Source organism: Pseudomonas fluorescens, from assembly GCF_012974785.1.
Taxonomy (GTDB): Bacteria; Pseudomonadota; Gammaproteobacteria; order Pseudomonadales; family Pseudomonadaceae; genus Aquipseudomonas; species Aquipseudomonas fluorescens_BT.
The window spans coordinates 6,010,779-6,035,336 of record NZ_CP027561.1 but is presented as its reverse complement, the minus strand read 5'-3'; the positions used below and the strand labels follow the sequence as shown (position 1 = coordinate 6,035,336).

The 24,558-nt window shown below is 62.1% G+C and carries 24 protein-coding genes and 1 other RNA gene; 14 read left to right on the top strand and 11 right to left on the bottom strand.

The features are described from left to right. Window positions 1–88: 88 nt before the first annotated feature. The gene (locus tag C6Y56_RS27595) at window positions 89–538 is read right to left on the bottom strand and encodes an EVE domain-containing protein (protein WP_169432391.1); all 450 of its coding nucleotides are present in this window, start codon (window positions 536–538) and stop codon (window positions 89–91) included. 197 nt (window positions 539–735) lie between these two features. Here C6Y56_RS27595 and C6Y56_RS27590 point away from each other — a divergent pair, with 197 nt between their 5' ends. Further along, window positions 736–891 (top strand): hypothetical protein, encoded by a 156-nt coding sequence (locus C6Y56_RS27590; RefSeq protein WP_007911192.1) that lies wholly within the window; start codon window positions 736–738, stop codon window positions 889–891. A 35-nt stretch (window positions 892–926) separates the two neighbouring features. Here the strand turns inward: C6Y56_RS27590 and C6Y56_RS27585 are convergent, their stop codons facing one another. The 4 genes from C6Y56_RS27585 to C6Y56_RS27570 form a co-directional block, all read right to left on the bottom strand. Continuing rightward, window positions 927–1,532, bottom strand: coding sequence for a 5-formyltetrahydrofolate cyclo-ligase (locus C6Y56_RS27585; protein ID WP_169432390.1), 606 nt, complete (start codon window positions 1,530–1,532; stop codon window positions 927–929). An 81-nt stretch (window positions 1,533–1,613) separates the two neighbouring features. Further along, window positions 1,614–1,792: non-coding RNA, 6S RNA (gene ssrS / locus C6Y56_RS27580), on the bottom strand. A gap of 30 nt (window positions 1,793–1,822) precedes the next feature. Further along, window positions 1,823–2,140 carry a cell division protein ZapA gene (locus C6Y56_RS27575; protein WP_169432389.1) on the bottom strand — a complete coding sequence of 106 codons (318 nt, stop codon included), beginning with the start codon at window positions 2,138–2,140 and terminating at the stop codon, window positions 1,823–1,825. After that, window positions 2,137–2,346 carry a TIGR02449 family protein gene (locus tag C6Y56_RS27570; RefSeq protein WP_169432388.1) on the bottom strand — a complete coding sequence of 70 codons (210 nt, stop codon included), beginning with the start codon at window positions 2,344–2,346 and terminating at the stop codon, window positions 2,137–2,139. The genes C6Y56_RS27575 and C6Y56_RS27570 overlap by 4 nt, the downstream gene beginning before the upstream one ends. Before the next feature lie 125 nt (window positions 2,347–2,471). On the opposite strand from C6Y56_RS27570, the gene C6Y56_RS27565 reads away from it, so the two are divergent. The 9 genes from C6Y56_RS27565 (at window position 2,472) to gcvH (ending at window position 11,778) form a co-directional block, all read left to right on the top strand. Continuing rightward, window positions 2,472–3,032, top strand: a complete 561-nt coding sequence (locus C6Y56_RS27565) for a YecA family protein (RefSeq protein ID WP_169432387.1) — start codon at window positions 2,472–2,474, stop codon at window positions 3,030–3,032. 27 nt (window positions 3,033–3,059) lie between these two features. Beyond that, on the top strand, window positions 3,060–4,394 hold the full coding sequence (gene pepP / locus C6Y56_RS27560; RefSeq protein ID WP_169432386.1) for a Xaa-Pro aminopeptidase: 1,335 nt from the start codon (window positions 3,060–3,062) through the stop codon (window positions 4,392–4,394). Next, complete coding sequence (ubiH, locus tag C6Y56_RS27555; protein ID WP_169432385.1) at window positions 4,391–5,578, top strand: 2-octaprenyl-6-methoxyphenyl hydroxylase; 1,188 nt, start codon at window positions 4,391–4,393, stop codon at window positions 5,576–5,578. The genes pepP and ubiH overlap by 4 nt, the downstream gene beginning before the upstream one ends. After that, window positions 5,571–6,056 (top strand): DUF4442 domain-containing protein, encoded by a 486-nt coding sequence (locus C6Y56_RS27550; RefSeq protein ID WP_169432384.1) that lies wholly within the window; start codon window positions 5,571–5,573, stop codon window positions 6,054–6,056. The genes ubiH and C6Y56_RS27550 overlap by 8 nt, the downstream gene beginning before the upstream one ends. 9 nt (window positions 6,057–6,065) lie before the next feature. Next, window positions 6,066–7,283 carry a 2-octaprenyl-3-methyl-6-methoxy-1,4-benzoquinol hydroxylase gene (locus C6Y56_RS27545; protein ID WP_169432717.1) on the top strand — a complete coding sequence of 406 codons (1,218 nt, stop codon included), beginning with the start codon at window positions 6,066–6,068 and terminating at the stop codon, window positions 7,281–7,283. 107 nt (window positions 7,284–7,390) lie between these two features. Beyond that, complete coding sequence (locus C6Y56_RS27540; RefSeq protein ID WP_169432383.1) at window positions 7,391–8,395, top strand: extracellular solute-binding protein; 1,005 nt, start codon at window positions 7,391–7,393, stop codon at window positions 8,393–8,395. Between the two features lie 95 nt (window positions 8,396–8,490). Beyond that, complete coding sequence (locus tag C6Y56_RS27535; RefSeq protein ID WP_169432382.1) at window positions 8,491–10,107, top strand: ABC transporter permease; 1,617 nt, start codon at window positions 8,491–8,493, stop codon at window positions 10,105–10,107. Window positions 10,108–10,263: 156 nt separating this feature from the next. Then, window positions 10,264–11,346, top strand: a complete 1,083-nt coding sequence (gene gcvT / locus C6Y56_RS27530; protein WP_169432381.1) for a glycine cleavage system aminomethyltransferase GcvT — start codon at window positions 10,264–10,266, stop codon at window positions 11,344–11,346. Between the two features lie 48 nt (window positions 11,347–11,394). Further along, the gene (gcvH, locus tag C6Y56_RS27525) at window positions 11,395–11,778 is read left to right on the top strand and encodes a glycine cleavage system protein GcvH (RefSeq protein WP_169432380.1); all 384 of its coding nucleotides are present in this window, start codon (window positions 11,395–11,397) and stop codon (window positions 11,776–11,778) included. Between the two features lie 70 nt (window positions 11,779–11,848). Here gcvH and C6Y56_RS27520 read toward each other — a convergent pair whose 3' ends face one another. After that, the gene (locus C6Y56_RS27520; protein WP_169432379.1) at window positions 11,849–12,991 is read right to left on the bottom strand and encodes a DegT/DnrJ/EryC1/StrS family aminotransferase; all 1,143 of its coding nucleotides are present in this window, start codon (window positions 12,989–12,991) and stop codon (window positions 11,849–11,851) included. Window positions 12,992–13,148: 157 nt separating this feature from the next. On the opposite strand from C6Y56_RS27520, the gene gcvP reads away from it, so the two are divergent. Further along, window positions 13,149–16,022, top strand: coding sequence for an aminomethyl-transferring glycine dehydrogenase (gene gcvP / locus C6Y56_RS27515; protein WP_169432378.1), 2,874 nt, complete (start codon window positions 13,149–13,151; stop codon window positions 16,020–16,022). Between the two features lie 54 nt (window positions 16,023–16,076). Here the strand turns inward: gcvP and C6Y56_RS27510 are convergent, their stop codons facing one another. The 3 genes from C6Y56_RS27510 to C6Y56_RS27500 form a co-directional block, all read right to left on the bottom strand. Further along, on the bottom strand, window positions 16,077–16,394 hold the full coding sequence (locus tag C6Y56_RS27510; RefSeq protein WP_007951791.1) for a DUF2388 domain-containing protein: 318 nt from the start codon (window positions 16,392–16,394) through the stop codon (window positions 16,077–16,079). Window positions 16,395–16,463: 69 nt separating this feature from the next. Further along, window positions 16,464–18,248: a GspE/PulE family protein gene (locus C6Y56_RS27505; protein ID WP_169432377.1), complete on the bottom strand. Its 1,785-nt coding sequence runs from the start codon at window positions 18,246–18,248 to the stop codon at window positions 16,464–16,466. A 90-nt stretch (window positions 18,249–18,338) separates the two neighbouring features. Continuing rightward, complete coding sequence (locus C6Y56_RS27500; protein WP_169432376.1) at window positions 18,339–18,677, bottom strand: hypothetical protein; 339 nt, start codon at window positions 18,675–18,677, stop codon at window positions 18,339–18,341. 126 nt (window positions 18,678–18,803) lie between these two features. Here C6Y56_RS27500 and C6Y56_RS27495 point away from each other — a divergent pair, with 126 nt between their 5' ends. Further along, window positions 18,804–19,274 (top strand): Lrp/AsnC family transcriptional regulator, encoded by a 471-nt coding sequence (locus C6Y56_RS27495; protein ID WP_007951785.1) that lies wholly within the window; start codon window positions 18,804–18,806, stop codon window positions 19,272–19,274. A gap of 39 nt (window positions 19,275–19,313) precedes the next feature. Here the strand turns inward: C6Y56_RS27495 and C6Y56_RS27490 are convergent, their stop codons facing one another. Continuing rightward, entirely contained in the window at window positions 19,314–20,684 is a 1,371-nt protein-coding gene (locus C6Y56_RS27490; RefSeq protein WP_169432375.1) for an inorganic triphosphatase, read from the bottom strand. 156 nt (window positions 20,685–20,840) lie between these two features. Between C6Y56_RS27490 and argE the strand changes: the two genes are divergently transcribed. Further along, a complete protein-coding gene (gene argE / locus C6Y56_RS27485; protein WP_169432374.1) occupies window positions 20,841–21,989 on the top strand; it encodes an acetylornithine deacetylase in 1,149 nt (382 codons plus the stop codon). Between the two features lie 135 nt (window positions 21,990–22,124). Further along, window positions 22,125–23,423 (top strand): amino-acid N-acetyltransferase, encoded by a 1,299-nt coding sequence (argA, locus tag C6Y56_RS27480; RefSeq protein WP_007951778.1) that lies wholly within the window; start codon window positions 22,125–22,127, stop codon window positions 23,421–23,423. A gap of 39 nt (window positions 23,424–23,462) precedes the next feature. On the opposite strand, the gene tauA is transcribed toward argA, so the two are convergent. Then, the gene (gene tauA, locus C6Y56_RS27475; protein WP_169432716.1) at window positions 23,463–24,452 is read right to left on the bottom strand and encodes a taurine ABC transporter substrate-binding protein; all 990 of its coding nucleotides are present in this window, start codon (window positions 24,450–24,452) and stop codon (window positions 23,463–23,465) included. Window positions 24,453–24,558: the final 106 nt, after the last annotated feature.

Genomic DNA, 24,558 nt, shown 5'->3' with positions numbered 1-24,558 from the left:
AGGCATCCTGCGACTGTGGCGTCCAGTTTGACGGTTCAAACGACGGTATCGCTTGATATCAATCAAATGAGCGGCAGACCTGGCCACTTCAACGCAAGTCGAGTACTGCCGCCCACTGCTCGGTTGTCAACGGCATCACCGACAGTCGCGAACCTTTCTGCACCAGTGGCATTTCGGCCAGCGCGGTCTGCTGCTTAAGGTAATCCAGCCTCAACACCCGGGCAAACGTCTCGACATGAGCGACGTCGATTGCACTCCAGGCATTTTTCTCCGGTGTGGCCTTTGGGTCGAAGTAATGACTTTCCGGCTCCAGCGCGGTGGGATCCGGGTACGCGGCTTCGATGATCCTGCCGATTCCGGCAATGCCTGGCTCAGGGCAACTGGAGTGATAGAAAAAGAACTCATCCCCCACCGCCATCGCTCGCAGGAAATTACGTGCCTGATAGTTGCGCACCCCGTCCCAGCGCGCTTTGCCCAGTTTTTCCAGACCCTTGATCGAGAGTTCGTCGGGCTCGGACTTCATCAGCCAATAGGCCATGTTGGGTGCTCCTGAAACGGTCATTGGGCAGGTTGTCGGGCAATTTTATGACAAACCGACGGTCGGTTGACGTCAGCATTTGCGCGCAGGTTCACGTTGTCGCAAAATGCCGGCCTTTAAAGCTTGACGCTGCTGCACGGCCTACGAATGGAAACCGCTGCTGTCATCGTGATGATGTGCCTTGAGGGGGGCAATCGATGAAACGCAAACCGGATTTGCTGTGGACTTTGGTGATTTTGTTCGGTCTGGGCGTCGTGACCACCGGTTATGCGCAAAGTCTGTGGGCCAACAAGGCCGATGCACCGATTGAAGTGGCGCAACAAGTACAACAGTCGACAGCCTTCAAACGCTGAAACAGCCTTTTCGACGCCGCTGATCCGCGCGGCGTCTATCCCGCGAAATACCACGCCTTGTCCGTCACCGTTCCCTGCAACGGTACATCCCAGCTCGCTTGCGCGAGACGTTCGACTTTCTGACATTCATGGGCCAGGCCCAACAGCGTCGGCTTGCGCCATTTCTGGCGTCGGGCCAGATACGCCAGGCTGCGGTCGTAGAAACCGCCGCCCATGCCCAGGCGCCCGCCGACATCGTCGAATCCCACCAGTGGCAACAACACCAGATCCAGTGCCCAGATCTTGCGCTGGCGGGCCGGATTGACTCGAGGCTCGAGAATGCGGAAACGGTTGGGCCGCAGTTTCTCGCCGGGGCGGATCTGCTGAAAGACCATTTTGGTCCGCGGCCAGGCACTGAGCACTGGCAGGTAGGTTTTCTTCCCCCGACGCTGGGCGGCGCGCAGCAACAGGCGCGGGTCGATTTCACCGTCGGTGGGCAGGTAAAGGGAAATGTGTTTCGCCCGGCGAAAGTGCGGGTCTTGTGCCAGTTGCTTGTACAGGCCTTCGGCGGCCTGGCGTTGCTGACTCGGTGTCAGCGAGCGGCGGGCCTTGCGCAGCAGGCGGCGCAGTTGGGGGCGGGGCAGCAACGAGAGTTCTGTCATGGTTCGGCTTCGGCAGGATAGGGACGAAAACGCACGCATAAAAAATCCGATGCCGGCATGCACCGGCATCGGATTCGAATCAGGCTCCCCGGATGAGCCGCTGTCGACTTAGCCCTTGAACCCGAAAGTTCAAGGTGGAGGATGCAGTAGGCTTTAAGGCTTTCCGTCTGGCGGACATGCACACCAGCCCAACGTGCAACCCCCAGGGTAGTGCAAATCGGCTCAGGGACATCGTCAACTGGCAAGCACCCCAGGGAGTGCGGCGAGTATACCTCAAGCCGCCTGGCGAATCAGCCCTTGCGGATGTCCGGATCGTCGGCCAGCACCAGATCGACACGATCGAGCAAGTCACGCACCTGTTCACGGGTCGAGCCGCTGGCCTGGATGTCCGGGCGCTCTTCTTTGTGCAAGAGGTCGTGGGTGATGTTCAGTGCGGCCATCACGGCGATGCGGTCGGCGCCGATGACTTTGCCGCTGCTGCGGATCTCGCGCATCTTGCCGTCCAGGTAGCGGGCGGCGCTGATCAGATTGCTGCGCTCTTCCTGGGGACAGATGATCGAATACTCTTTGTCGAGGATCTGCACGGTAACGCTATTGCTTGAACTCATGAGTCTTGCTCCAGGGCCTTGAGGCGCGAAATCATCGATTCGACCTTACGCCGGGCGATTTCGTTTTTTTCAATGAGGTGCGCGCGTTCCTCGCGCCAGGTCTTTTCCTGAGCTAGTAAGAGTGCATTTTGACTCTTTAGTTGCTCGACTCGGGTAATCAGCCGTTCGAGTCTGGCCATCAGCGCTTGCAGGTCGGTGTCTTCCATTGTGTCCACTGATTCGGTCTGATGGGTTTGGCTGGCGGACAGCCTTTAATGGTTTTGGCGAGTCTGTCGATGTAGGATACAAGGCCTTCATTCTAGACATAGCGCCGTCTGGCGCCTAGCTGCCCATGCCCATTCAGAATTCCCCGTACCAAGCCTTCGCCACCCTGCTGACTGCCAGCGGTCACAATGTCTCGCCTGCCGAACTGCATGGCCTGCTGCTCGGCCGCAGCTGCGCCGGTGCCGGCTTCAATGCCGAAGAATGGCTGATCGACGCCGCCGAGCTGCTCGAAAGCGAGCCGCAGGACAACGTTCGCAATGCCTTGATCGGCCTGCAGGAAATGGTCAAGGGTGAGCTCACCGGTGACGACGTGACCGTTGTGCTGCTGTTGCCGACCGATGACGTGCCACTGGCCGATCGCGCCGTCGCGCTGGGCCAGTGGTGCCAGGGCTTCCTCACCGGTTTCGGCCTGAACTGCCGCGACAGCAGCATGCTGAGCACCGAAGCCACTGAAGTGTTGCAGGATCTGGCAGCGATCTCTCAGGTGCAAGATGCACTGGAAGAATCCGAAGACGGCGAAAGCGACTATATGGAAGTCATGGAGTACCTGCGCGTAGCCCCGCTGCTGCTGTTCTCCGAAACCAAAAAGGCCGACGTGCCACCAGCGGCCAAGCCGTCGCTGCACTGATCGCGTGCCAGGGAAAGCCATCTGCCCATGATCCATATCCCGAAAGCGGAATACGCCCGGCGCCGCAAGGCGCTGATGGCGCAGATGGAACCCAACAGCATCGCGATCCTGCCTGCCGCCGCGGTCGCCATCCGCAACCGCGACGTCGAGCATGTCTATCGTCAGGACAGCGACTTCCAGTACCTCAGCGGTTTCCCCGAGCCACAAGCGGTCATCGTCCTGATGCCCGGTCGCGAACACGGCGAATACGTGCTGTTCTGCCGTGAACGCAATGCCGAACGGGAACTCTGGGATGGTCTGCGCGCCGGCCAGGAAGGCGCGATTCGCGATTTTGGCGCCGATGACGCGTTCCCGATCACCGACATCGACGACATCCTGCCGGGCCTGATCGAAGGCCGCGACCGGGTGTATTCGGCGATGGGCAGCAACCCGGAATTCGACCGCCATTTGATGGACTGGATCAACGTGATCCGCTCCAAGGCGCACCTCGGCGCCCAGCCGCCGAACGAATTCGTTGCTTTGGATCACCTGCTGCACGACATGCGCCTGTATAAATCGGCGGCAGAAGTGAAGGTGATGCGTGAAGCGGCGCGGATTTCCGCCCAGGCCCATATCCGGGCGATGCAGGCCAGCCGTGCCGGCCTCTACGAATACAGCCTCGAAGCCGAACTGGATTACGAGTTCCGCAAGGGTGGGGCGAAAATGCCGGCCTACGGCTCGATCGTCGCTGCCGGGCGCAACAGCTGCATCCTGCATTACCAGCAGAATGACGCGTTGCTCAAGGACGGTGATCTGGTGCTGATCGACGCCGGTTGCGAAATCGACTGCTACGCCAGCGACATCACGCGGACGTGGCCGGTCAACGGCAAGTTTTCCGCTGAGCAGAAGGCGATCTACGAACTGGTATTGGCCTCGCAGGAAGCTGCATTCGCCGAAATCGCCCCGAACAAACACTGGAACCAGGCGCACGAAGCCACGGTTCGGGTGATCACCGCCGGGCTGGTGAAACTGGGGTTGTTGCAGGGCGAAGTCGACGAGTTGATTGCCTCCGAGGCCTACAAGGCGTTTTACATGCACCGCGCCGGCCACTGGCTGGGTATGGATGTGCATGACGTCGGCGAATACAAGGTCGGCGGCGAATGGCGGGTGCTGGAAGTCGGCATGGCGCTGACCGTGGAGCCGGGCATCTACATCGCCCCGGACAATCAGAACGTAGCGAAGAAATGGCGCGGCATTGGCGTGCGCATCGAGGATGACGTGGTAGTGACCAAGAGCGGTTGTGAAATTTTGACCCAAGGCGTGCCGAAAACCGTCGCCGAGATCGAAGCCCTGATGGCGCAAGCACGGACCTGCGCGGCATGAGTCGGGTCAATCTGGCAATCATCGGTGGCGGCCTGGTCGGCGCCAGTCTGGCGCTGGCCTTGCAGGCCGGGGCCAAGGCCCGTGGCTGGAAGATCGTACTGATCGAACCGTTCGCCCCCGGCGACAGCTGGCAGCCCAGCTACGACGCGCGTTCTTCGGCGCTGTCCTTCGGCTCGCGGCAGATTTATCAGCGGCTGGGCGTGTGGCAGGAAATCTCCCGCCGCGCCGAGCCGATCAAGCAGATTCACGTCTCCGACCGCGGACGCTTTTCCACCGCCCGACTGTCGGCGATGGAAGAGGGCGTACCGGCGCTCGGCTATGTAGTGGAAAACGCCTGGCTCGGCCATTGCCTGTGGCAGCACGTCGACAGGGACGTGATCAGCTGGCGCTGTCCGGCGGAAGTCACCCGCATGGAACCGCTGCCCGACGGCTATCGCCTGACCCTCAACGATGAAACCACGGTCGAATGCGATCTGGCGGTGCTCGCCGATGGCGGCCGCTCCGGCCTTCGTGAGCAACTGGGTATCAACGTGCGCAAGCGCCCGTACAACCAGAGCGCGCTGATCGCCAACATAACCCCGAGCGAAGCGCACAACGGCATGGCGTTCGAGCGCTTCACCGATGAAGGCCCGATGGCGCTGTTGCCGCTGCCGGAGAACCGCTGCGCGCTGGTCTGGACCCGTCTGGGGATGGACGCGCAACGGCTGGCCGACCTGAGCGAACGTGATTTCCTCAGCGAGCTGCAAGGCGTGTTCGGTTACCGTCTCGGCACTCTGAAGCAGGTCGGCGCACGACATCTGTACCCGCTGTCGCTGGTGGAGGCCGAAGAGCAGGTGCGTTCGCATCTGGCCGTCCTCGGCAACGCCGCCCACAGCCTGCACCCGATTGCCGGGCAGGGTTTCAACCTGTCCCTGCGCGATGCCGATGCGTTGGCCGCCGCACTGCTGGCCAGCGACAAACCGCTGGGGGATTTCGCCACGTTGCAGGCGTATCGCGAGCGCCAGCGCCTGGATCAGGACCTCACCGTAGGGTTCTCCGATCAGGTCACGCGCCTGTTCGGCAGCACTCAGCCACTGGTGTCGCTGGGCCGAAACATCGGTTTGCTCGGCCTCGATCTGCTGCCGCCGGCCAAGCGCTGGTTCGCCCGTCAGGCCATGGGGCTGGGGACGCGGCCGGATGCGTGAGTGGCTGATCAAACAGTTTGGCAAGGCGCGGCTGATGCGCTGGATCATGACGTTCTACCCGCCATACTTCGGCGCCGGCGTCCGGGTGAAGCACATCAGCGATGACTTTCGTGACATCCAGGTCTCGATGGGCCTGGGCTGGTACAACCGCAATTACGTCGGTACCCAGTTCGGCGGCAGTCTGTATTCGATGGTCGATCCGTTCTTCATGTTGATGCTCATGGAGAACCTCGGCTCGCGGTACATCGTCTGGGACAAGGCCGCCGACATTGATTTCATTGCGCCTGGCAAAGGCCCGGTGTTCGCCCGGTTCAACATCGACGACACCCTGCTCGACGAAATCCGTCGGCAGACCGCCAGTGGCGAGAAATACCTGCCGCAGTTGCAGGTCGACATTCATGACGGCGCCGGCAACCTGGTGGCGCGGGTCGGTAAAACCCTTTACGTGCGGCTCAAGCCGCCAGCGAGACAGGCTTAAAGCATGGAAATGCGCGCGGATGTGCTGATTGTCGGAGCCGGAATGGTCGGCAGCGCCCTGGCGCTGGCGTTGCAGAACAGCGGGCTGGAAGTCCTGCTGCTCGACGGCAGCCCGCTGAGCGTCAAACCCTTCAATGGCGACGCGCCGTTCGAGCCACGGGTGAGCGCCTTGTCGGCGGCGAGCCAGCGGATTCTCGATCGCCTCGGCGTATGGGACGGCATCGTCAACCGACGCAGCAGCCCTTACACCGACATGCATGTCTGGGACGGTAGCGGCACCGGCCAGATCCACTTTTCGGCCAGCAGCGTGCACGCCGATGTGCTCGGCCACATTGTCGAAAACCGCGTGGTCCAGGACGCCTTGCTCGACCGCCTGCACGAGTGCGACCTGGGCCTGTTGGCCAACGCGCGACTGGAGCAGATGCGCCGTTCCGGTGACGACTGGCTCCTGACCCTGGCTGACGGTCGCACCTTGCGCGCACCGCTGGTGATTGCGGCGGACGGGGCCAACTCAGCCGTGCGCCGTCTGACCGGTGTCGCCACTCGCGAATGGGATTATCTGCATCACGCCATTGTCACCAGCGTGCGCAGCAGCAAGCCGCATCGCATGACCGCGTGGCAGCGTTTCACCGATCACGGGCCGCTGGCGTTTCTGCCGCTGGAGCGTGACGGGCAGCAGGACTGGTGCTCGATCGTCTGGTCGACCACGCCGGGCGAGGCCGAACGATTGATGGCGCTGGATGAAGCGGATTTCTGCCGGGAGCTGGAGCGTGCCTTCGAAGGTTGCCTCGGCGATGTCATCAGCGCCGACCCGCGTCTTTGTGTGCCGCTGCGTCAGCGTCACGCCAAGCGCTACGTGGCCGAAGGCCTGGCACTGATCGGCGATGCCGCGCACACCATTCACCCGTTGGCGGGGCAGGGTGTGAACCTCGGCTTCCTCGACGCGGCGGTGCTGGCTGAAGTGTTGCTGCAAGCGCACGAACGCGGCGAACGCCTGGCGGACGTGAAAGTCCTGAGCCGCTACGAACGCCGGCGCATGCCGCATAACCTGGCGCTGATGGCCGCGATGGAAGGTTTCGAGCGGTTGTTCCAGGCCGACCCGTTGCCACTGCGCTGGTTGCGTAATACCGGGCTGAAAATCGTCGAGCAGATGCCCGAGGCCAAGGCGTTGTTCGTGCGCGAAGCCTTGGGGCTGACCGGGGATCTGCCGGCACTGGCCAAGGCCTGACGAATGTCGTGCAACATCTGGTAACTCCTTGGGAAAGTGTTCGATTGAGCTGGTAAATGTGAGTCCTTATCATTTGGGCCACTTTTCCTGACCGAGAGACCGCTCCCATGTTGGCATCCAAGCGTGTTCTGACCGCACTGGCCCTGACCCTGATCGGCAGCACTGCCGCCCAGGCTGCCGATGAGGTGGTGGTCTACTCCTCGCGTATCGATGAGCTGATCAAGCCAGTGTTCGATGCCTACACCGCCAAGACCGGGGTGAAGATCAAGTTCATCACCGACAAGGAAGCGCCGCTGATGCAGCGGATCAAGGCCGAGGGCGAGAACGCCACCGCCGACCTGCTGCTGACCGTCGATGCCGGCAACCTCTGGCAGGCCGAGCAGATGGGCATTCTCCAGCCGTTCACCTCGAAAACCATCGACGCCAACATTCCCCTGCAATATCGCTCGTCCAGCCACGCCTGGACCGGCCTGAGCCTGCGCGCGCGAACCATCGCCTATTCCACCGAACGGGTGAAACCGGGCGAACTGACCACCTACGAAGCATTGGCCGACAAGAACTGGGAAGGCCGGCTGTGCCTGCGCACGGCGAAGAAGGTCTACAACCAGTCGCTGACCGCCACCATGATCGAAGTGCATGGCGCCGAGAAGACCGAGAAGATCCTCAAGGGCTGGGTCAACAACCTGTCCACCGACGTGTTCTCCGACGACGTCGCGGTGCTGGAAGCGATCAACGCCGGCCAGTGCGATGTCGGCATCGTCAACACCTACTACTACGGTCGCCTGCACAAGCAGAAGCCGGAACTGCCGGTGAAACTGTTCTGGCCGAACCAGGCGGATCGTGGGGTGCACGTCAACCTGTCGGGCATCGGCCTGACCAGGCATGCGCCGCACCCGGAAGCCGCCAAGGCGCTGGTGGAGTGGATGACCACGCCTGAGGCGCAGAAGATCTTTGCCGATGTGAACCAGGAGTTCCCGGCGAATCCGGCGGTGAAGCCTTCGGAAGAAGTGGCGGCGTGGGGGCAGTTTGTGGCTGATACGCTGCCGGTCGAGGTGGCGGGCAAGCGTCAGGCTGAAGCGATCCGGATGATGGATCGGGCAGGTTGGAACTGACGCTGCGAGTCGAATCGCCGCAAGCGTGACGCACAGCGTCACACGATACGTGCCCACGCCATGCGTGGGCACAATCATTCAACGAGAGTTTTTCCTTGGCCCACCCCGCCCAACGCCGCTGGTACCCCATCGTCTTCGCCATCGCCGCGTTGGTGCTGCTCCCCCTCAGCGTCCTTCTGCTGTCGTGGCAAACCATCGACCAGCAGATCTGGTCCCACCTGTGGGAAACCCAGATGCCGCGCCTGCTGGGCAACACCCTGACGTTGGTCCTCGGCGTAGGCATCGGTGTGACACTGATCGGTGTGAGCCTCGCCTGGCTCACCAGCCTCTGCGAATTTCCCGGTCGACGCTGGCTCGACTGGGCGCTGATGCTGCCGTTTGCAATCCCGGCCTACGTGCTGGCGTTCGTCTTTGTCGGACTGCTGGATTTCGCAGGCCCCGTGCAAACCCTGCTGCGCGAATGGTTCGGCTCCGGCCTGCGTCTGCCGCGAGTACGCTCCACGGGTGGGGTGATTCTGGTGTTGGTGCTGGTGTTTTATCCCTACGTCTACCTGCTGGCTCGCACCGCGTTCCTGGCGCAGGGCAAGGGATTGATGGAAGCTGCGCGAGTGCTCGGCCAATCACCGTGGCAAGCATTCTGGCGCGTGGCACTGCCGATGGCGCGGCCGGCCATCGGCGCCGGTGTGGCGCTGGCGCTGATGGAAACCCTGGCGGATTTCGGCGCCGTGTCGGTGTTCAACTTCGATACCTTCACCACGGCGATCTACAAGACCTGGTATGGCTTTTTCAGCCTGCCCAGCGCCGCGCAGCTGGCCAGTCTGTTGCTGCTGGTGGTGATGCTGGTGCTGTACGGCGAGCGCCGTGCCCGGGGTGCAAACCGGGCAAGTAATGAACGGCCAAGGGGCAAGGCGCTGTATCACCTGCGTGGGCCCAAGGCCTGGGCGGCAACGGGGTGGTGCGGTCTGGTGTTTGCCTGTGCGTTTGTCGTCCCGGTGCTGCAACTGGTGGTGTGGTTCTGGCAGCGCGGGCGATTCGATCTGGATGAGCGTTACGCCGGGCTGATTCTCCATACGTTGTATCTGGGCGGCATGGCAGCGTTGATCACGGTCAGCGTGGCGATGTTGCTGGCATTCGCCCGGCGTCTGGCGCCCACCCGGACGATCAACTCCGCGGTCGGTCTGGCCAACCTCGGCTACGCGTTGCCGGGCTCGGTGCTGGCGGTATCGATCATGCTGGCATTCAGTTATCTGGATCGCGAGCTGGTGATTCCGTTGTCCGGCTGGCTCGGCGGTGCGGGCAAACCGTTGCTGCTGGGCAGTCTGGCGGCGTTGCTGATGGCTTACCTGGTGCGCTTCGTGGCGGTGGCCTACGGGCCGCTGGAAAGCAGTCTGGCGCGTATACGGCCCTCTTTGCCTGAAGCGGCACGTAGCCTGGGTGTCAGTGGGCCGCGACTGTTTTTCAAAGTGTATCTGCCGTTGCTGTTGCCCGGCACGCTCAGCGCCGCGCTGCTGGTGTTCGTCGACGTGCTCAAGGAAATGCCTGCAACCCTGCTGATGCGCCCGTTCGGCTGGGACACGCTGGCGGTGCGCATCTTCGAAATGACCAGCGAAGGCGAATGGGCGAGGGCGTCGCTGCCGGCGCTGACGTTAGTGCTGGTCGGTCTGTTGCCGGTCATCGGACTGATCCGTCGTTCGGCACACCGAAACACTTAGTAGTGAGACCTGAATCATGCGGCTACAATGCGCGGCATTCGGTGCGGTCCGTCTGACAGACCCTGTCGCTGAAATCGGCTGAAAGCCTTCTCTTGCGGGGCTTTCAAACCGCACGGCAGCGCTCCGCACCTTCGCCACGCCCGGAAGGAGAAACCCATGGGACAGCGTACGCCTCTGTATGACCTGCATCTCGCCCTCGGCGCGAAGATGGTCGATTTTGGCGGTTGGGACATGCCACTGCATTACGGCTCGCAGGTCGAGGAGCACCACGAGGTGCGACGCGATTGCGGGGTGTTCGATGTTTCCCACATGACCGTGATCGATGTCGCCGGCCAACAGGCCAAGGCCTGGCTCCAGCATTTGCTGGCCAACGACGTCGAGCGCCTGCACAGCACCGGCCGTGCGTTGTACAGCACCATGCTCAACGAGCGTGGCGGCATCGTCGACGACATGATCGTCTATCGTCTCGAAGACGGTTACCGCCTGGTGGTCAACGCTTCGACCCGCGATCAGGACCTGGCCTGGATGCAGGCCCAACTCACCGGCTTCGACGTGCAGTTGCAAGAGCGCACGGATCTGGCGATGCTCGCCATCCAAGGCCCCCATGCCCGGCACAAGATTGCCGAGCTGGTGACCCAGTCCCGCGCCAATCTGATCCAGATGCTCAAGCCGTTCGAAGGCCACGCCGACGGGGACTGGTTCATTGCCCGCACCGGCTACACCGGTGAGGACGGTCTGGAAATTGCCCTGCCGGCCGATCAGGCCCCCGGTTTCTTCAACGATCTGGTGGGCGCCGGCATTTCTCCCATTGGCCTCGGTGCTCGCGACACTTTGCGGGTGGAAGCGGGGATGAACCTCTACGGTCAGGACATTCATCAGGACGTTTCGCCTCTGGCCTCGAACATGGCCTGGAGCATCGCCTGGGAACCGGCCACGCGCCGATTCATCGGTCGCGATGCGCTGGAAGCGGAAAAAACCGCCGGCGTGCAGCACAAACTGGTGGGTCTGGTGCTTGAGGAACGCGGGGTTTTGCGTGCGCATCAGGTGGTTCGTATCGCTGATGTTGGCGAAGGAGAGATCACCAGTGGTAGTTTCTCTCCTACGCTTAGCAAGTCGATTGCCCTGGCGCGTGTACCGATGGCGACTGCCGATCGCGCCGAAGTGGAAATCCGTGGCAAGTGGTATCCGGTACGAGTGGTCAAACCGACCTTCGTCCGTCACGGCAAAACCTTGATCTAACCTTTTCCGGCGGGCACGACCGCTGACAATTTCTTGAGGACACCGAGCATGAGCAACATCCCAGCCGAACTGCGTTTTGCCGAAAGTCATGAATGGGCGCGCCTGGAAGCCGACGGCACCGTCACCGTGGGCATCAGCGATCACGCTCAGGAAGCGTTGGGCGATGTGGTGTTCGTTGAACTGGCTGAAGTCGGCAAGGTGTTTGCTGCCGGTGAAGCGGCGGGTGTTGTCGAGTCGGTGAAAGCCGCTTCCGACATCTACTCCCCGGTTGGCGGTGAAGTGATCGCGGTCAACGAGGAACTGGCCAACTCGCCGGAAGAACTGAACAACGATCCGTACGCCGCGTGGATCTTCAAGCTCAAGCCAAGCGACAAGGCCGAGCTGGACAAGCTGCTCGATGCAGCAGGCTACAAGGCCGCCATCGGCGAATAAGCTTCAGGCAATACCGCAAAGCCCCGATCCGTCGGGGCTTTTTTGTGCGCAGCTTTTTATCGGGGATGGCTCAGGCGTTGCCCAGCACCGCTTTGACGGCTGCCACGGAACGCTCGACATCGTCCTTGTTCATGGTGTTGAACATCGGCAACGACACGATCAGCCGCCCCACGCGTTCGGCCACCGGCAACATCCCTTCCTTGAAACCGCGCTCACGGTACAGGCTCAGCAAGTGGATCGGCGGATAGTGATAACCGATACCGATGCCCAATTCCTGCATCTTCTCCATGAACGTGGCCCGCGCCGGCAAGCCGTCCTTGCGTTCCGGCAGCACCAGTTGGAACAGATGCCAGTTGCTGTTGGTGAAGTCGGCAGGTGGCAGTTGCGCGCCGTACTTGGCCTCGAAGTCGTCGCCAAAGCATTTGAAGTAGTGGCGAGCCAGTTCCTGACGATGGGCCGTCAAAGCTTCGATGTGGGCGAACTGGCCGAGGCCGATGGTCGCTGCGACGTCGGTCATGTTGAATTTGCCGCCCAGTACATCGACGTCCAGGCCGTCGAACCCGTTGCGGGTGACGCCCTGCAAACGGTACTTCTCCGCCAGGCGCGCTTCCTCGGGCGTGTTCAGCACCAGGCAGCCACCCTCGGAGCAGGTCACGTTCTTGTTGGCCTGAAAGCTGAACGATACGAAGTCGCCGGTGGCGCCGATGCGCTGCCCGTTCCAGCTCGAACCAAGGGCCTGGGCGGCGTCTTCGACGATGCGCAGGTTGTGCTTTTCAGCGATGGCGTACAGGCGCTCCATGTCCACCGGCAGCCCGGCGAGAAAGACCGGAATGACAGCTTTGGTGCGCGGGGTGATGGCCGCCTCCAGCCGGTCCAGGTCGATGTTGCGGGTGACCGGATCGATGTCGGCGAACACCGGCGTGGCACCCACTTCAAGAATCACGTTGGCCGTGGCCACCCAGGAAATCGGCGTGGTGATCACTTCGTCCCCCGGCCCGATGCCGGCGATGCGCAAGGCGATTTCCATGGTGCAGGTGCCGGAGTTGAAGGTGCGTACCGGACGGCCGCCAAAATACTCCGACAATTGTGCTTCGAAGGCCTGGACCTTTGGCCCGCTGGTGATCCAGCCGGAGCGCAGGACATCGCCGACGGCGGCAATGGTGGCTTCATCGATGACAGGTTTGGAAAACGGCAGAAACGGCTGTTGGCTCATGAGGACTCGATCATCCGCTGGTTGGACCCTTGTTGCAGGTGCCACAGCATGCCCCGTCCGGCCACCTGCCGCCAAGCCGTCTGCGTCGGTTTCCGCTGCTATGCTGGTTTGACCGTGTTGCATTGACGCCGAGCCGCCAGCCAAGAGAGAGCCCGTCATGTCCCAGTTGCCATCCTTGAGCCAGTTACGCGACCCCCATGCCTTCCTGCGCCGTCACCTTGGCCCCGATGCCGCCGAACAACAGGCCATGCTCGACAGCCTGGGCCTGGGCAGCCGGATCGAACTGATCGAACAGACCGTACCGCCTGCGATCCGCCTCAACCGGGAACTGGACTTGCCGCCGGCACTGGACGAGCAGGCCGCGCTGGCGAAACTGCGCGGGTACGCCGAACAGAATCAGGTCTGGACCAGCCTGATCGGCATGGGTTACCACGGCACCCTCACGCCGACGGTCATTCTGCGCAATGTGCTGGAAAATCCCGGCTGGTACACCGCCTACACCCCGTATCAACCGGAAATTGCCCAAGGCCGGCTCGAAGCGTTGCTCAACTTCCAGCAACTGACCATCGACCTGACCGGTCTGGAGCTGGCGAACGCGTCGCTGCTTGATGAGGCCACTGCCGCCGCCGAGGCCATGGCGCTGGCCAAACGTGTGGCGAAGTCGAAGAGCAATCTGTTTTTCATCGACGAAAACTGTCATCCGCAAACCATTTCCGTGGTGCAGACCCGCGCCGAAGGCTTCGGTTTCGAGTTGATCGTCGACACTGTGGATAACTTGAAACAGCACCAGGTGTTCGGCGCACTGCTGCAATACCCCGACACCCACGGCGAGGTCCGGGACCTGCGTCCGTTGATCGACCATCTGCATGCGCAGCAGGCGCTGGCCTGTGTCGCGGCCGATCTGCTGAGTCTGTTGTTGCTGACCCCGCCGGGCGAGTTGGGTGCGGACGTGGTGTTCGGCTCATCCCAGCGTTTCGGCGTACCGATGGGGTATGGCGGGCCGCACGCGGCGTTTTTCGCCAGTCGCGAGGAGTACAAACGGGCGATTCCCGGGCGCATCATCGGTGTCTCGAAAGATGCTCGCGGCAACGTTGCGCTGCGCATGGCCCTGCAGACCCGCGAGCAGCACATCCGCCGGGAGAAGGCCAATTCGAACATCTGCACCGCTCAAGTGCTGCTGGCCAATATCGCCAGTTTTTATGCCGTGTACCACGGGCCGCAAGGGCTGAAACGCATTGCCCAGCGAATCCATCGGCTGACCTGCATTCTCGCTGCCGGCCTCGAGCGCCATGGCATCAAGCGCCTCAACGAACACTTCTTCGACACCCTCACGCTGGACGTGGGCGGAGCGCAAACCGCGATCATCGAAAGCGCCCAGGCTGCGCAGATCAACCTGCGCATTCTCGGTCGCGGCCACCTGGGCCTGAGCCTCGACGAGACCTGCAATGAAAACACCGTGGCCAAACTGTTCGATGTGCTGCTGGGCGCCGATCATGGGTTGAGCGTCGATGAGCTCGACGCTGAAACGCTGGCCTGCGGCATTCCCGACACGCTGCAACGCAGCACGCCGTACCTGCGCCACCCGGTGTTCAATGCCCACCACAGCGAAACCGAGATGCTGCGCTACCTCAAGCAGCTGGAGAACAAGGATCTGGCACTCAACCAGTCAATGATCCCGCTCGGCTCCTGCACCATGAAACTCAATGCCACCAGCGAAATGATCCCGATCACCTGGCCGCAGTTCGCCAACCTGCACCCGTTCGTGCCCCGGGAGCAGGCCGTCGGTTACACACTGATGATCGAGGAGCTGGAGCGCTGGCTGTGCGCGATCACCGGGTTCGACGCGATCTGCATGCAGCCCAATTCCGGCGCTCAGGGCGAATACGCCGGGTTGTTGGCGATCCGCAAATATCACGAAAGCCGTCAGCAGGGCGGGCGCGATGTCTGCCTGATTCCGTCCTCGGCCCACGGCACCAACCCGGCCTCGGCGCAAATGGCCGGGATGCGCGTGGTGATCGTCGAGTGCGACGAGGCCGGTAACGTCGATCTGGAGGATTTGAAGACCAAGGCTGCCGAGGCCGGGGACAAGTTGTCGTGCCTGATGGCGACGTATCCGTCGACTCACGGCGTGTACGAGGAGGGCATCAGCGAAATCTGCGAAGTTATCCACAAGCACGGCGGTCAGGTTTACATGGACGGCGCCAACCTCAATGCCCAGGTCGGCCTGGCCCGGCCGGCGGACATTGGCGCCGACGTGTCACACATGAACCTGCACAAGACCTTCTGCATTCCTCACGGCGGAGGCGGGCCGGGCATGGGGCCGATTGGCGTGCGCGCGCATCTGGCGCCGTTCGTCGCCAATCATCCGGTGGTGCCGATCGACGGGCCGCAGCCGCAGAACGGTGCCGTGAGTGCCGCGCCCTGGGGCAGTGCGAGCATTTTGCCGATCAGCTGGATGTACATTGCGATGATGGGGCCGCAACTGGCGGACGCCAGCGAAGTGGCGATTCTCGCGGCCAATTACCTGGCGCAGCACTTGTCCGGCGCCTTTGCGGTGCTCTACACCGGTCGCAATGATCGGGTCGCCCACGAGTGCATTCTGGATCTGCGGCCGCTGAAAGCGCAGACCGGCATCAGTGAGGAAGACATCGCCAAGCGCCTGATGGATTACGGCTTCCACGCGCCGACCATGTCGTTCCCGGTACCGGGGACGCTGATGGTCGAGCCGACCGAGAGTGAGTCCAAGGCTGAGCTGGACCGTTTCATCGGTGCCATGTTGAGTATTCGCGCGGAAATCACCGAAGTGCAGAATGGCAACTGGCCGGCCGAGGACAATCCGCTCAAGCGTGCACCGCATACGCTGGCCGATGTCACTGGTGTCTGGGAACGGCCCTACAGCATTGAGCAGGGCATTACGCCGGATGCGCATACCAGAGCGCACAAGTACTGGCCGGCGGTAAACCGGGTGGACAACGTCTACGGCGACCGCAACCTGTTCTGCGCGTGTGTGCCGGTAGACGATTACCGCTGATTGACGGGCAAAAAAATGCCGCTCATGTGAGCGGCATGTTTGTGGGCGACAGGTTTATTCCGACGCCACGGCGTTCTTCGCCAGAATCGCGTTCGCCAGTTCCATGTCCGTTGCCTGCAGGCCCGGGTTATCGGCGCGGACTTTCTGCATGGCGGCTTCCAGATAGGGGCCACGGATGCCGCCATCGCTGGCAACGAAGCTGCCGGCGTCGTCCTGGGCGGCGACGATCAGCTTGTGATCCTTGAAGGTCAGGTACGTCGAGCCGGTGGTGGCGCCGGACGAAATGACGTTACGCCAAAAGCTGTCAGCCATTGCCGAACCGACGGGCAGAGACAGCAGGGCAAGGGTGGCGACAGCAAGTTTGAGACGCATGAGGGATGACTCCACTGGTGTTGAATAACGGCTTGGATCGCCAATTCGGCGATCCGGTTCCGTGACAGGCTATTTCTGCTCACTCTGCGGTGTCACCCGCAGCACCTCCTCGATGGTCGTCAGCCCCGCCGCGACTTTCTGCGCGCCGGACAATCGCAGGCTGCGCATGCCTTCCTTGAAAGCCTGGCGCCGGAGCGCGGTCAAATCGGTGTCGGGGCTGATCAGCCCTTTGAGGCTGTCGGTCAGTTGCATGATTTCGTAGACCCCGGCGCGACCGTGATAACCGGTGTCGCGGCATTCCAGGCAACCGATGGCCCGTTGTGCGTTGCCCGGCAGTGGTGCCTGCCACGGCCGGGTCAGGGTTTGCCAGTCTTCTTCGCCGATGGGCAGCGGCGCCTTGCAGTGCGGGCATAACGTGCGCACCAGACGCTGAGCCATGACCCCGAGCACCGTGGCCTTGATCAGGTAATGCGGCACGCCGAGTTCCAGCAGGCGGCTGATGGCGCTGGGTGCGTCGTTGGTGTGCAGGGTCGATAGCACCAGGTGCCCGGTCAACGCAGCCTGGATGGCCATTTCGGCGGTCTCCAGGTCGCGGATCTCGCCGATCATGATGATGTCCGGGTCCTGCCGCATCAGTGCCCGTACCCCGGCGGCAAAGGTCAGGTCGATGTTGTGCTGCACCTGCATCTGGTTGAAGGCCGGCTCGACCATCTCGATCGGGTCTTCGATGGTGCAGAGGTTGATTTCCGGGGTCGCCAGCTTTTTCAGGGTGGTGTAGAGCGTGGTGGTCTTGCCCGAACCGGTCGGCCCGGTCACCAGAATGATGCCGTTGGGCTGGCGGGTCATGTCCTGCCAGCGGCGCAGGTCTTCGGCGGAAAACCCCAGCTGATCGAAATCCTTGAGCAGCACTTCCGGGTCGAAGATCCGCATCACCATTTTTTCGCCGAACGCGGTGGGTAGGGTCGACAACCGCAACTCGACTTCGCCGCCGTCCGGTGTCTTGGTCTTGACCCGGCCGTCCTGGGGTTTGCGCTTCTCGGCGACATTCATTCTGCCGAGGCTTTTCAGGCGACTGACGATGGCCATCGTCACCTGTGGCGGGAACTGATAAACGTTGTGCAGCACACCGTCGATGCGAAAACGCACCGTGCCTTGCTCGCGCCGCGGCTCGATGTGGATATCGCTGGCGCGCTGCTGGAAGGCGTACTGGAACAGCCAGTCGACGATGTTGACGATGTGCGCGTCGTTGGCGTCCGGCTCCTGATCGCTGGCGCCAAGGTTGAGCAGTTGTTCGAAGTTGCCGAGGTTGCTGCCCGGCTGGTCGGCGTTACTGGCGCCGCTGACCGATTTGGCGAGGCGAAAGAACTCGACGCTGAAACGCTGAATGTCCGCCGGGTTGGCCACCACCCGTTTGACCGGCAGTTTCAGCACGTGGGTCAGGTCGGCTTCCCAGCCATTGACGTAGGGCTGGGCGCTGGCCACGGTCACCGCGTCGCGGTCGACCGACACCGCAAGGATCTTGTGGCGCTGGGCAAAGGCATAGGACATCAGCGGCGTGATGGCGGCGACGTTGATCTTCAGCGGATCGATGCGCAGGTATGGCTGGCCGGCCTGCTGCGCCAGCCACAGGGTCAGGCTTTCGAGGTCCAGGTGTCTGCCCGGACGGCTGAGGTCCTCCAGTTGCTGGCTGGCGATGAATTCAAGCGGGTGAACCTGCCCGAGGGTCGCCTGGCGGCGGCGCGCATTCAGCGCCTGTTCGGCCGAGTCCTGGCTGATGAAGCCCTGGGCGACCAGTTCACGCAATACATCATTGAGATCCAGCCAGCGGTCCTGAGTGGCGAGTTGAACGGACATGCGGGCTCCTTTTGAACGACAGTCCGCAAAGGATAGTCGTGGCCCCGCCTACCGTTGGGCCACTACCCGACAAAGGCGTTTCCGGTTTTGTCAGCCTGTTGCCTGAGCCGGCGCACCCCACGCCGCGTCGGGGTTTTGCAGGTTGACCGAGCAGACACTGATCAGGTTACGAAGTTTTTCCGCGATCACCCGGGCGCGATGCCAGCTCAGGCCGCCCATGACGATGTCGATCGACAGCAGATCGTCCAGACGCTGGACACTGACCTGCTCCGGGGTGAGGAACTGCAAGGCGAACAGGTTCAGCACACGTACCAACAGATCCGGCTCAGCCTCGGCCAGTATCTGGTACTGCGCGTGGCAGTGGGCGTTGCTGGCGTTCCACACATCGGCACGGGGCGCTGGGGTGTTGACGGCTTCGAGGTGTGGCATGGCAGGTCTCCGGAATCAGTGGAGGAATTTTTACATCCGATGCCGGGCATTTCTTGTCTAAGATGAGCTGGTCAGGCGATTGATGAGGAAGATCAATTCGCCATTGTCCGATTTTGAGGATTATTTATGCACAGTGAGCTGGACAGCTACGACCGGCGTATTCTCGCCCTGCTGCAAGAGGACGCTTCCCTGTCCAGCGCACAGATCGCCGAACAGGTGGGTCTGTCGCAGTCGCCGTGCTGGCGACGGATTCAACGGATGAAGGAGGAGGGGATCATTCGTGGTCAGGTGACCTTGCTCGATCGCAAGAAAATCGGCCTGAACACGCAGATCTTCGCCGAAATCAAACTCAACGCCCACGGCCGTTCGAACTTCACCGAATTCACCGAGGCGATTCGCGGTTTCCCCGAAGTGCTGGAGTGTTACGTATTGATGGGGGCGGTGGACTTTCTGTTGCGGATTGTCGCGGCGGACATCGAGGCGTATGAGCGCTTCTTCTTCGAGAAGCTGTCGCTGGTGCCGGGGATTCAGGAGGTGAACTCGATCGTGGCGCTGTCGGAGATCAAGTCGACGACTAGCCTGCCGGTCCTGCGCTGATGATCGTTCCCGTGAGCGGGAACGATCATCATCCGGGGATTACATGCGCAGCAGCATTTTCCAGGCGCGATTCTGGTAAACCGCAATCGCCTGATGTTTGCGTGCATCGAGCAGTTCATCGGTGATGGTCGGCTCGTTGGCCAGTTGCGCCAGTTTGTTCAGTTCGCCGTACAGGCGATCCATTTCCGGGATCTCCAGCACGCTGCGCGCGTGGTGCAGCCAGACTTGGATGCGTTCGATGCGTGGCAGTTGCTCGGCCAGATCTTCCGGCTGCTGCTGATAACGCTGCAGTTGCAGCGAAGTGGCTTCTTCGCCCAGCAGGCGCGGCAGCCAGCTGCTCAATTGCGCAGCGCCCTGGCGGTTGCCACGGGTGTTGCGATCAGCCGCCCAGGTGCGGGCCAGCAACCAGCGCGAAGCGTTCAGCGAGAACAGGCCCCAGCGCGGATCTTCCAGTTCTTCGAGGAACTGCTCCGGTGCGGCTTTACGCACATCTTCGTCTTCAAGGCCGACTTGTACCAGCGGACGCCAGTCTTCCAGCAGGGCGTCCAGCGCAACGCGCAGGTCGTGGGTCGACTGACGCGGCGCGGCCTGGCCGAGGCTGCTGAGCAGGGCGCGCATTTCCGCGAGGTTCTCGACCCAGTCCTGCAGCAGGCGCCAGTGGCCGTTGAAACGATACTGTTCGGCCAGACGCTGGCTGCTGCCGAGCAAGTGCCAGCTCAGGGCAGCGAAAGCGTCGTCCAGCGGGGTTTCAGCGGTGATGGCCGGTGCCGGCAGGCTCAGCGAGTAGCTGTTGGCGTCGTACAGGCGATAGCCGCGCTCGGCCTTGCTGATGTCGCACGGCATCAGGGCCAGGGTTTCGGCCAGTTCGGCGGCCAGTTCCAGCAGCGCGGCAGGTTCGCCTTCGCGCAGTTCCAGTTCCAGCTCGCAGATTTCTTCTTTCTGCTTGCCGACCACTACGTGGCCCAGGTCCAGAGCGGCCTCGATGACCACTTTGGTCTTGCCACGGCCCCAGGCGATTTCGGCGCGCTCGCGGACGAAATCGGTGGTGAAGATCGGCTTCAGGGTTTTCTTGTCCAGCTCGGCGAGGGACTCGGGCCAGCATTCGCCGTCGAGTTTCTTCACGTCGAGTTTGGCTTTGGGCAGGTGCCAGTCGTATTCGTTACGCTCGGACAGACCGGCAACGCTCTGGCCACGGGTCTTGAGGGTCTGGATCACTTCTTCGCCGTCCTTGCGCAGGCGCAGGGCAACCTTGGCCCGGGCCAGGTCACGCTCGGGCGTGTCGAAGTACTGATTCATCAACTCACGGCGTTCCCAGCCACTTTTGTTGCGTTTTTTCAGGAGAGGGTGCTCGCGCAGGGCGGCGAGGGTTTCGCGGCTGACGCGGAGTTTGATTTCGGTTTCTTTCTGCATGGCCGGAAAATCCAGGATCGGGAGCGCAGCCGGGGGAATGTGTGGCTGCCAAGGTCGTGCAGTGTACAGGACTGAACCTTCCTACGCCTTGCGGCGGTTTATTCTCGGCGCCGGATGGTTCTATGATGGACTTCAATCCGGGAGTTGGAGTCAGCGATGCCTTTGCCATCCATGCAAGACCAGTTCGCTGCACTGATCGCCGCGCCGTCGGTCAGTTGCACCCAGCCGAACCTGGATCAATCCAACCGGGCGGTGATCGATCTGCTCGCCGGATGGCTGGGAGATCTGGGCTTCAGTTGCGACATCCAGCAGGTCAGCCCCGGCAAGTTCAACCTGCTCGCCAGTTTCGGCAGCGGTCCCGGCGGGCTGGTGCTGGCCGGGCACAGTGACACGGTGCCGTACGACGATGCGCTGTGGAAAACCGATCCGCTGAAACTCACCGAAGTCGACGGCCGCTGGGTCGGCCTCGGCAGTTGCGACATGAAGGGTTTTTTCGCCCTGATCATCGAGGCTGTGCAGCCGCTGCTCGACCAGCCGTTCAGGCAACCGCTGCTGATTCTCGCCACCTGCGATGAAGAAAGCTCGATGTCCGGCGCCCGGGCGCTGGCCGAGGCCGGGCGTCCAATCGGGCGCGCGGCGGTGATCGGCGAGCCGACCGGCCTCAAGCCGATCCGCATGCACAAGGGCATCATGATGGAGCGCATCGATATCCTCGGGCAGAGCGGCCATTCGTCGGATCCGCGTCTGGGGCACAGCGCTCTCGAGGCGATGCACGATGCCATGGGTGAACTGCGCGGCCTGCGCCTGCTGTGGCAGCGCGAATTCAACAATCCGCAGTTCAGCGTGCCGCAGCCGACCATGAACTTCGGCTGCATCCATGGTGGCGACAACCCCAACCGCATCTGTGGCCAGTGTTCGCTGGAGTTCGATCTGCGGCCGTTGCCGGGAATGGACCCGAAAGTGCTGCGGGCCGAGATCCTGCGCAAGCTCAACCCGGTCGCTGAACGGCATCAGGTGAAGATCGATTACGCGCCGCTGTTCCCCGAAGTGCCGCCGTTCGAGCAGGCAGAAGACGCGGAGCTGGTGCGAATTGCCGAAAAACTCACCGGCCACGCGGCCGAAGCGGTAGCGTTCGGCACCGAAGCGCCTTATCTTCAGCGCCTTGGCTGTGAAACCATTGTGCTCGGCCCTGGTGATATTGCCTGTGCGCATCAGCCGGACGAGTACCTTGAAATGTCACGTTTGCAGCCTACCGTGCATCTATTGCGGCAGTTGATCGAACATTACTGTCTCAAAGCTGTATAAATTGCCGTCCTGCCAACCCGTATTCATGAGGAGAGCGCGCGTGTCGCCAAGCCTGTTCCGACGATAACCATCAGCCCGCTGTGCGTTTTCCGTTTCGCCCCTTTTCCGGCTGCTATTTATTACAGGCCCAGGTTCATGCCCGAATACGTCAATTGGCTTCGCCACGCGTCTCCTTATATCAATGCCCACCGCGACTGCACCTTCGTCGTCATGCTGCCCGGCGACGGCGTGGAGCATCCGAACTTCGGCAACATCGTCCATGACATCGTGCTGCTGCACAGTCTCGGCGTGCGACTGGTGCTGGTCCATGGCTCCCGTCCGCAGATCGAAACCCGCCTCGCCGCCCGTGGCCTGACCCCGCATTACCACCACGGCATGCGCATCACCGATGCCGCAACCCTTGAGTGCGTGATCGACGCGGTCGGCCAGTTGCGCATCGCCATCGAAGCGCGGCTGTCGATGGACATGGCTTCGTCGCCGATGCAGGGCTCGCGCCTGCGGGTAGCCAGTGGCAACCTGGTGACCGCACGGCCGATCGGCGTACTGGAAGGCGTCGACTATCACCACACCGGCGAAGTGCGCCGGGTCGACCGCAAGGGTATCAACCGTCTGCTCGACGAGCGCTCCATCGTGCTGCTCTCGCCGCTGGGTTACTCGCCGACCGGTGAAATCTTCAACCTCGCCTGCGAAGACGTCGCCACTCGCGCCGCCATCGATCTGGGCGCCGACAAACTGCTGCTGTTCGGCGCCGACCTCGGTCTGATCGACGAAAACGGCAAACTGGTGCGCGAGCTGCGTCCGCAACAGGTGCCGGCGCATTTGCAGCGTCTGGGCAGCAACTATCAGGCGGAATTGCTGGATGCCGCCGCCGAAGCCTGCCGTGGCGGTGTGGCGCGCAGCCATATCGTCAGTTATGCCGAGGACGGCGCGCTGCTGACCGAACTGTTCACCCGCGACGGTGGCGGTACGCTGGTGGCCCAGGAGCAATTCGAACTGGTGCGCGAGGCGGCGATTGAAGACGTCGGCGGTTTGCTTGACCTGATCAGTCCGCTGGAAGAGCAGGGCATTCTGGTGCGTCGTTCCCGCGAAGTGCTGGAGCGTGAGATCGAGCAGTTCAGTGTGGTCGAGCGTGAAGGGATGATCATCGCCTGTGCGGCGCTGTATCAGATTGCCGATTCGGATGCCGGCGAGCTGGCGTGCCTGGCGGTGAATCCTGAATACCGCCATGGCGGTCGTGGCGACGAATTGCTCGAGCGCATCGAGACCCGTGCCCGGGCGCAGGGTTTGAAGACTCTGTTCGTCCTCACCACCCGCACTGCCCACTGGTTCCGCGAGCGCGGTTTCGAGCCGAGCAGCGTCGAGCGCCTGCCGGCGGCTCGGGCTTCTCTGTACAACTATCAGCGCAATTCGAAGATTTTCGAAAAGTCTCTGTGATGAGCGATTGCCCCCACGCGGCAGGTGGGGGCAAATCCTTTACTCCGCGACAAACTTCGCACTGACATAAGGCGAGTAGTCAGGCAAAACGCTTTCGACCTTGCCCTGTTCCTTCAAAAATTTCGCCGTCTCACCAATCGCCTTCGCCGTGCCGCCATCCAGCAGCGCCGCAGTCTGTTGTGCCTTGGCGTCCGGGAATGCCGAACCCGCGAGCAGTTCCGGGACATCCGCGGCGTTGGCACCGGTCAGTTTGGCGATTTTCTGCACCGGTACCGAGTCGGCGGTCCAGCTGTCTTTATGGGCGGCATAGTCGGCGAACGAGTCCAGGGTCACCTTGGCGAACCTGGCCACGACCTCAGGATGTTTCTCGGCAAAGTCCTTGCGTGCCACCCAGACTTCGAAGGTCGGTGCGCCCCACTGGCCGACCTGGGCGGCATCGGTCAGGGTCTTGCCGGTCTTGCGGATTTCGCCCAGCGCCGGCGACCAGACGAAGGCGCCATCAATGTCGCCGCGCTTCCACGCAGCCGCGATTTCTGCGGGTTGCAGGTTCACCACTTTGACTTTCGAGGTGTCCAGGCCCCAGTGCTTGAGTGCGCCGAGCAGGCTGTAGTGGGAGGTGGAGACGAACGGGGTGGCGATGGTCTTGCCGATCAGGTCTTCGGGCTTGTTGATACCACTGCCGTTGCGCACCACCAACGCTTCGGCGGTATTGATCTGCGCCGAGACGATGAAGGCAACGATCGGCAGATTGCGTGAGGCGGCGGCTGCCAGCGGACTGGAGCCGAGGTTGCCGATCTGCACATCGCCGGAAGCGATGGCTGTCACTACTTCCGGGCCGCTATTGAAACGGCGCCAGTCGATTTTTTCGCCTATGGTCTGCTCGTAAACGCCGTCGGCCTGGGGGACTTTGCTTGGATCGATGCCGGTCTGATAGCCGACAGTGAGACTGGAAGCATGGACAGAAAAAGAAATCAGAGCTGACACACAAACTGTAACAAATTGACTGGATAGTGCCCGTTTGGCCATGATGGCGTCGCCTTTTCGATAGGGTTTGACGAATCGGGGTTTCGCCAAAGCTAAACGATCTAAAAAAAGGCCAATAAATACCATTTAGGAATGAGCTTAGTCGCCGATA

Coding starts and splice junctions, on each gene's coding strand:
- C6Y56_RS27550 (WP_169432384.1), top strand. CDS start 5,571: ATGCGTGAGTGGCTGATCAAACAGTTTGGCAAGGCGCGGCTGATGCGC.
- pepP (WP_169432386.1), top strand. CDS start 3,060: ATGATCCATATCCCGAAAGCGGAATACGCCCGGCGCCGCAAGGCGCTG.
- C6Y56_RS27500 (WP_169432376.1), bottom strand. CDS start 18,677: ATGCCACACCTCGAAGCCGTCAACACCCCAGCGCCCCGTGCCGATGTG.
- C6Y56_RS27495 (WP_007951785.1), top strand. CDS start 18,804: ATGCACAGTGAGCTGGACAGCTACGACCGGCGTATTCTCGCCCTGCTG.
- gcvH (WP_169432380.1), top strand. CDS start 11,395: ATGAGCAACATCCCAGCCGAACTGCGTTTTGCCGAAAGTCATGAATGG.
- C6Y56_RS27545 (WP_169432717.1), top strand. CDS start 6,066: ATGCGCGCGGATGTGCTGATTGTCGGAGCCGGAATGGTCGGCAGCGCC.
- C6Y56_RS27575 (WP_169432389.1), bottom strand. CDS start 2,140: ATGAGTTCAAGCAATAGCGTTACCGTGCAGATCCTCGACAAAGAGTAT.
- C6Y56_RS27590 (WP_007911192.1), top strand. CDS start 736: ATGAAACGCAAACCGGATTTGCTGTGGACTTTGGTGATTTTGTTCGGT.
- C6Y56_RS27520 (WP_169432379.1), bottom strand. CDS start 12,991: ATGAGCCAACAGCCGTTTCTGCCGTTTTCCAAACCTGTCATCGATGAA.
- C6Y56_RS27490 (WP_169432375.1), bottom strand. CDS start 20,684: ATGCAGAAAGAAACCGAAATCAAACTCCGCGTCAGCCGCGAAACCCTC.
- argA (WP_007951778.1), top strand. CDS start 22,125: ATGCCCGAATACGTCAATTGGCTTCGCCACGCGTCTCCTTATATCAAT.
- gcvP (WP_169432378.1), top strand. CDS start 13,149: ATGTCCCAGTTGCCATCCTTGAGCCAGTTACGCGACCCCCATGCCTTC.
- argE (WP_169432374.1), top strand. CDS start 20,841: ATGCCTTTGCCATCCATGCAAGACCAGTTCGCTGCACTGATCGCCGCG.
- C6Y56_RS27585 (WP_169432390.1), bottom strand. CDS start 1,532: ATGACAGAACTCTCGTTGCTGCCCCGCCCCCAACTGCGCCGCCTGCTG.
- C6Y56_RS27565 (WP_169432387.1), top strand. CDS start 2,472: ATGCCCATTCAGAATTCCCCGTACCAAGCCTTCGCCACCCTGCTGACT.
- gcvT (WP_169432381.1), top strand. CDS start 10,264: ATGGGACAGCGTACGCCTCTGTATGACCTGCATCTCGCCCTCGGCGCG.
- ubiH (WP_169432385.1), top strand. CDS start 4,391: ATGAGTCGGGTCAATCTGGCAATCATCGGTGGCGGCCTGGTCGGCGCC.
- C6Y56_RS27595 (WP_169432391.1), bottom strand. CDS start 538: ATGGCCTATTGGCTGATGAAGTCCGAGCCCGACGAACTCTCGATCAAG.
- C6Y56_RS27570 (WP_169432388.1), bottom strand. CDS start 2,346: ATGGAAGACACCGACCTGCAAGCGCTGATGGCCAGACTCGAACGGCTG.
- C6Y56_RS27505 (WP_169432377.1), bottom strand. CDS start 18,248: ATGTCCGTTCAACTCGCCACTCAGGACCGCTGGCTGGATCTCAATGAT.
- C6Y56_RS27540 (WP_169432383.1), top strand. CDS start 7,391: ATGTTGGCATCCAAGCGTGTTCTGACCGCACTGGCCCTGACCCTGATC.
- C6Y56_RS27510 (WP_007951791.1), bottom strand. CDS start 16,394: ATGCGTCTCAAACTTGCTGTCGCCACCCTTGCCCTGCTGTCTCTGCCC.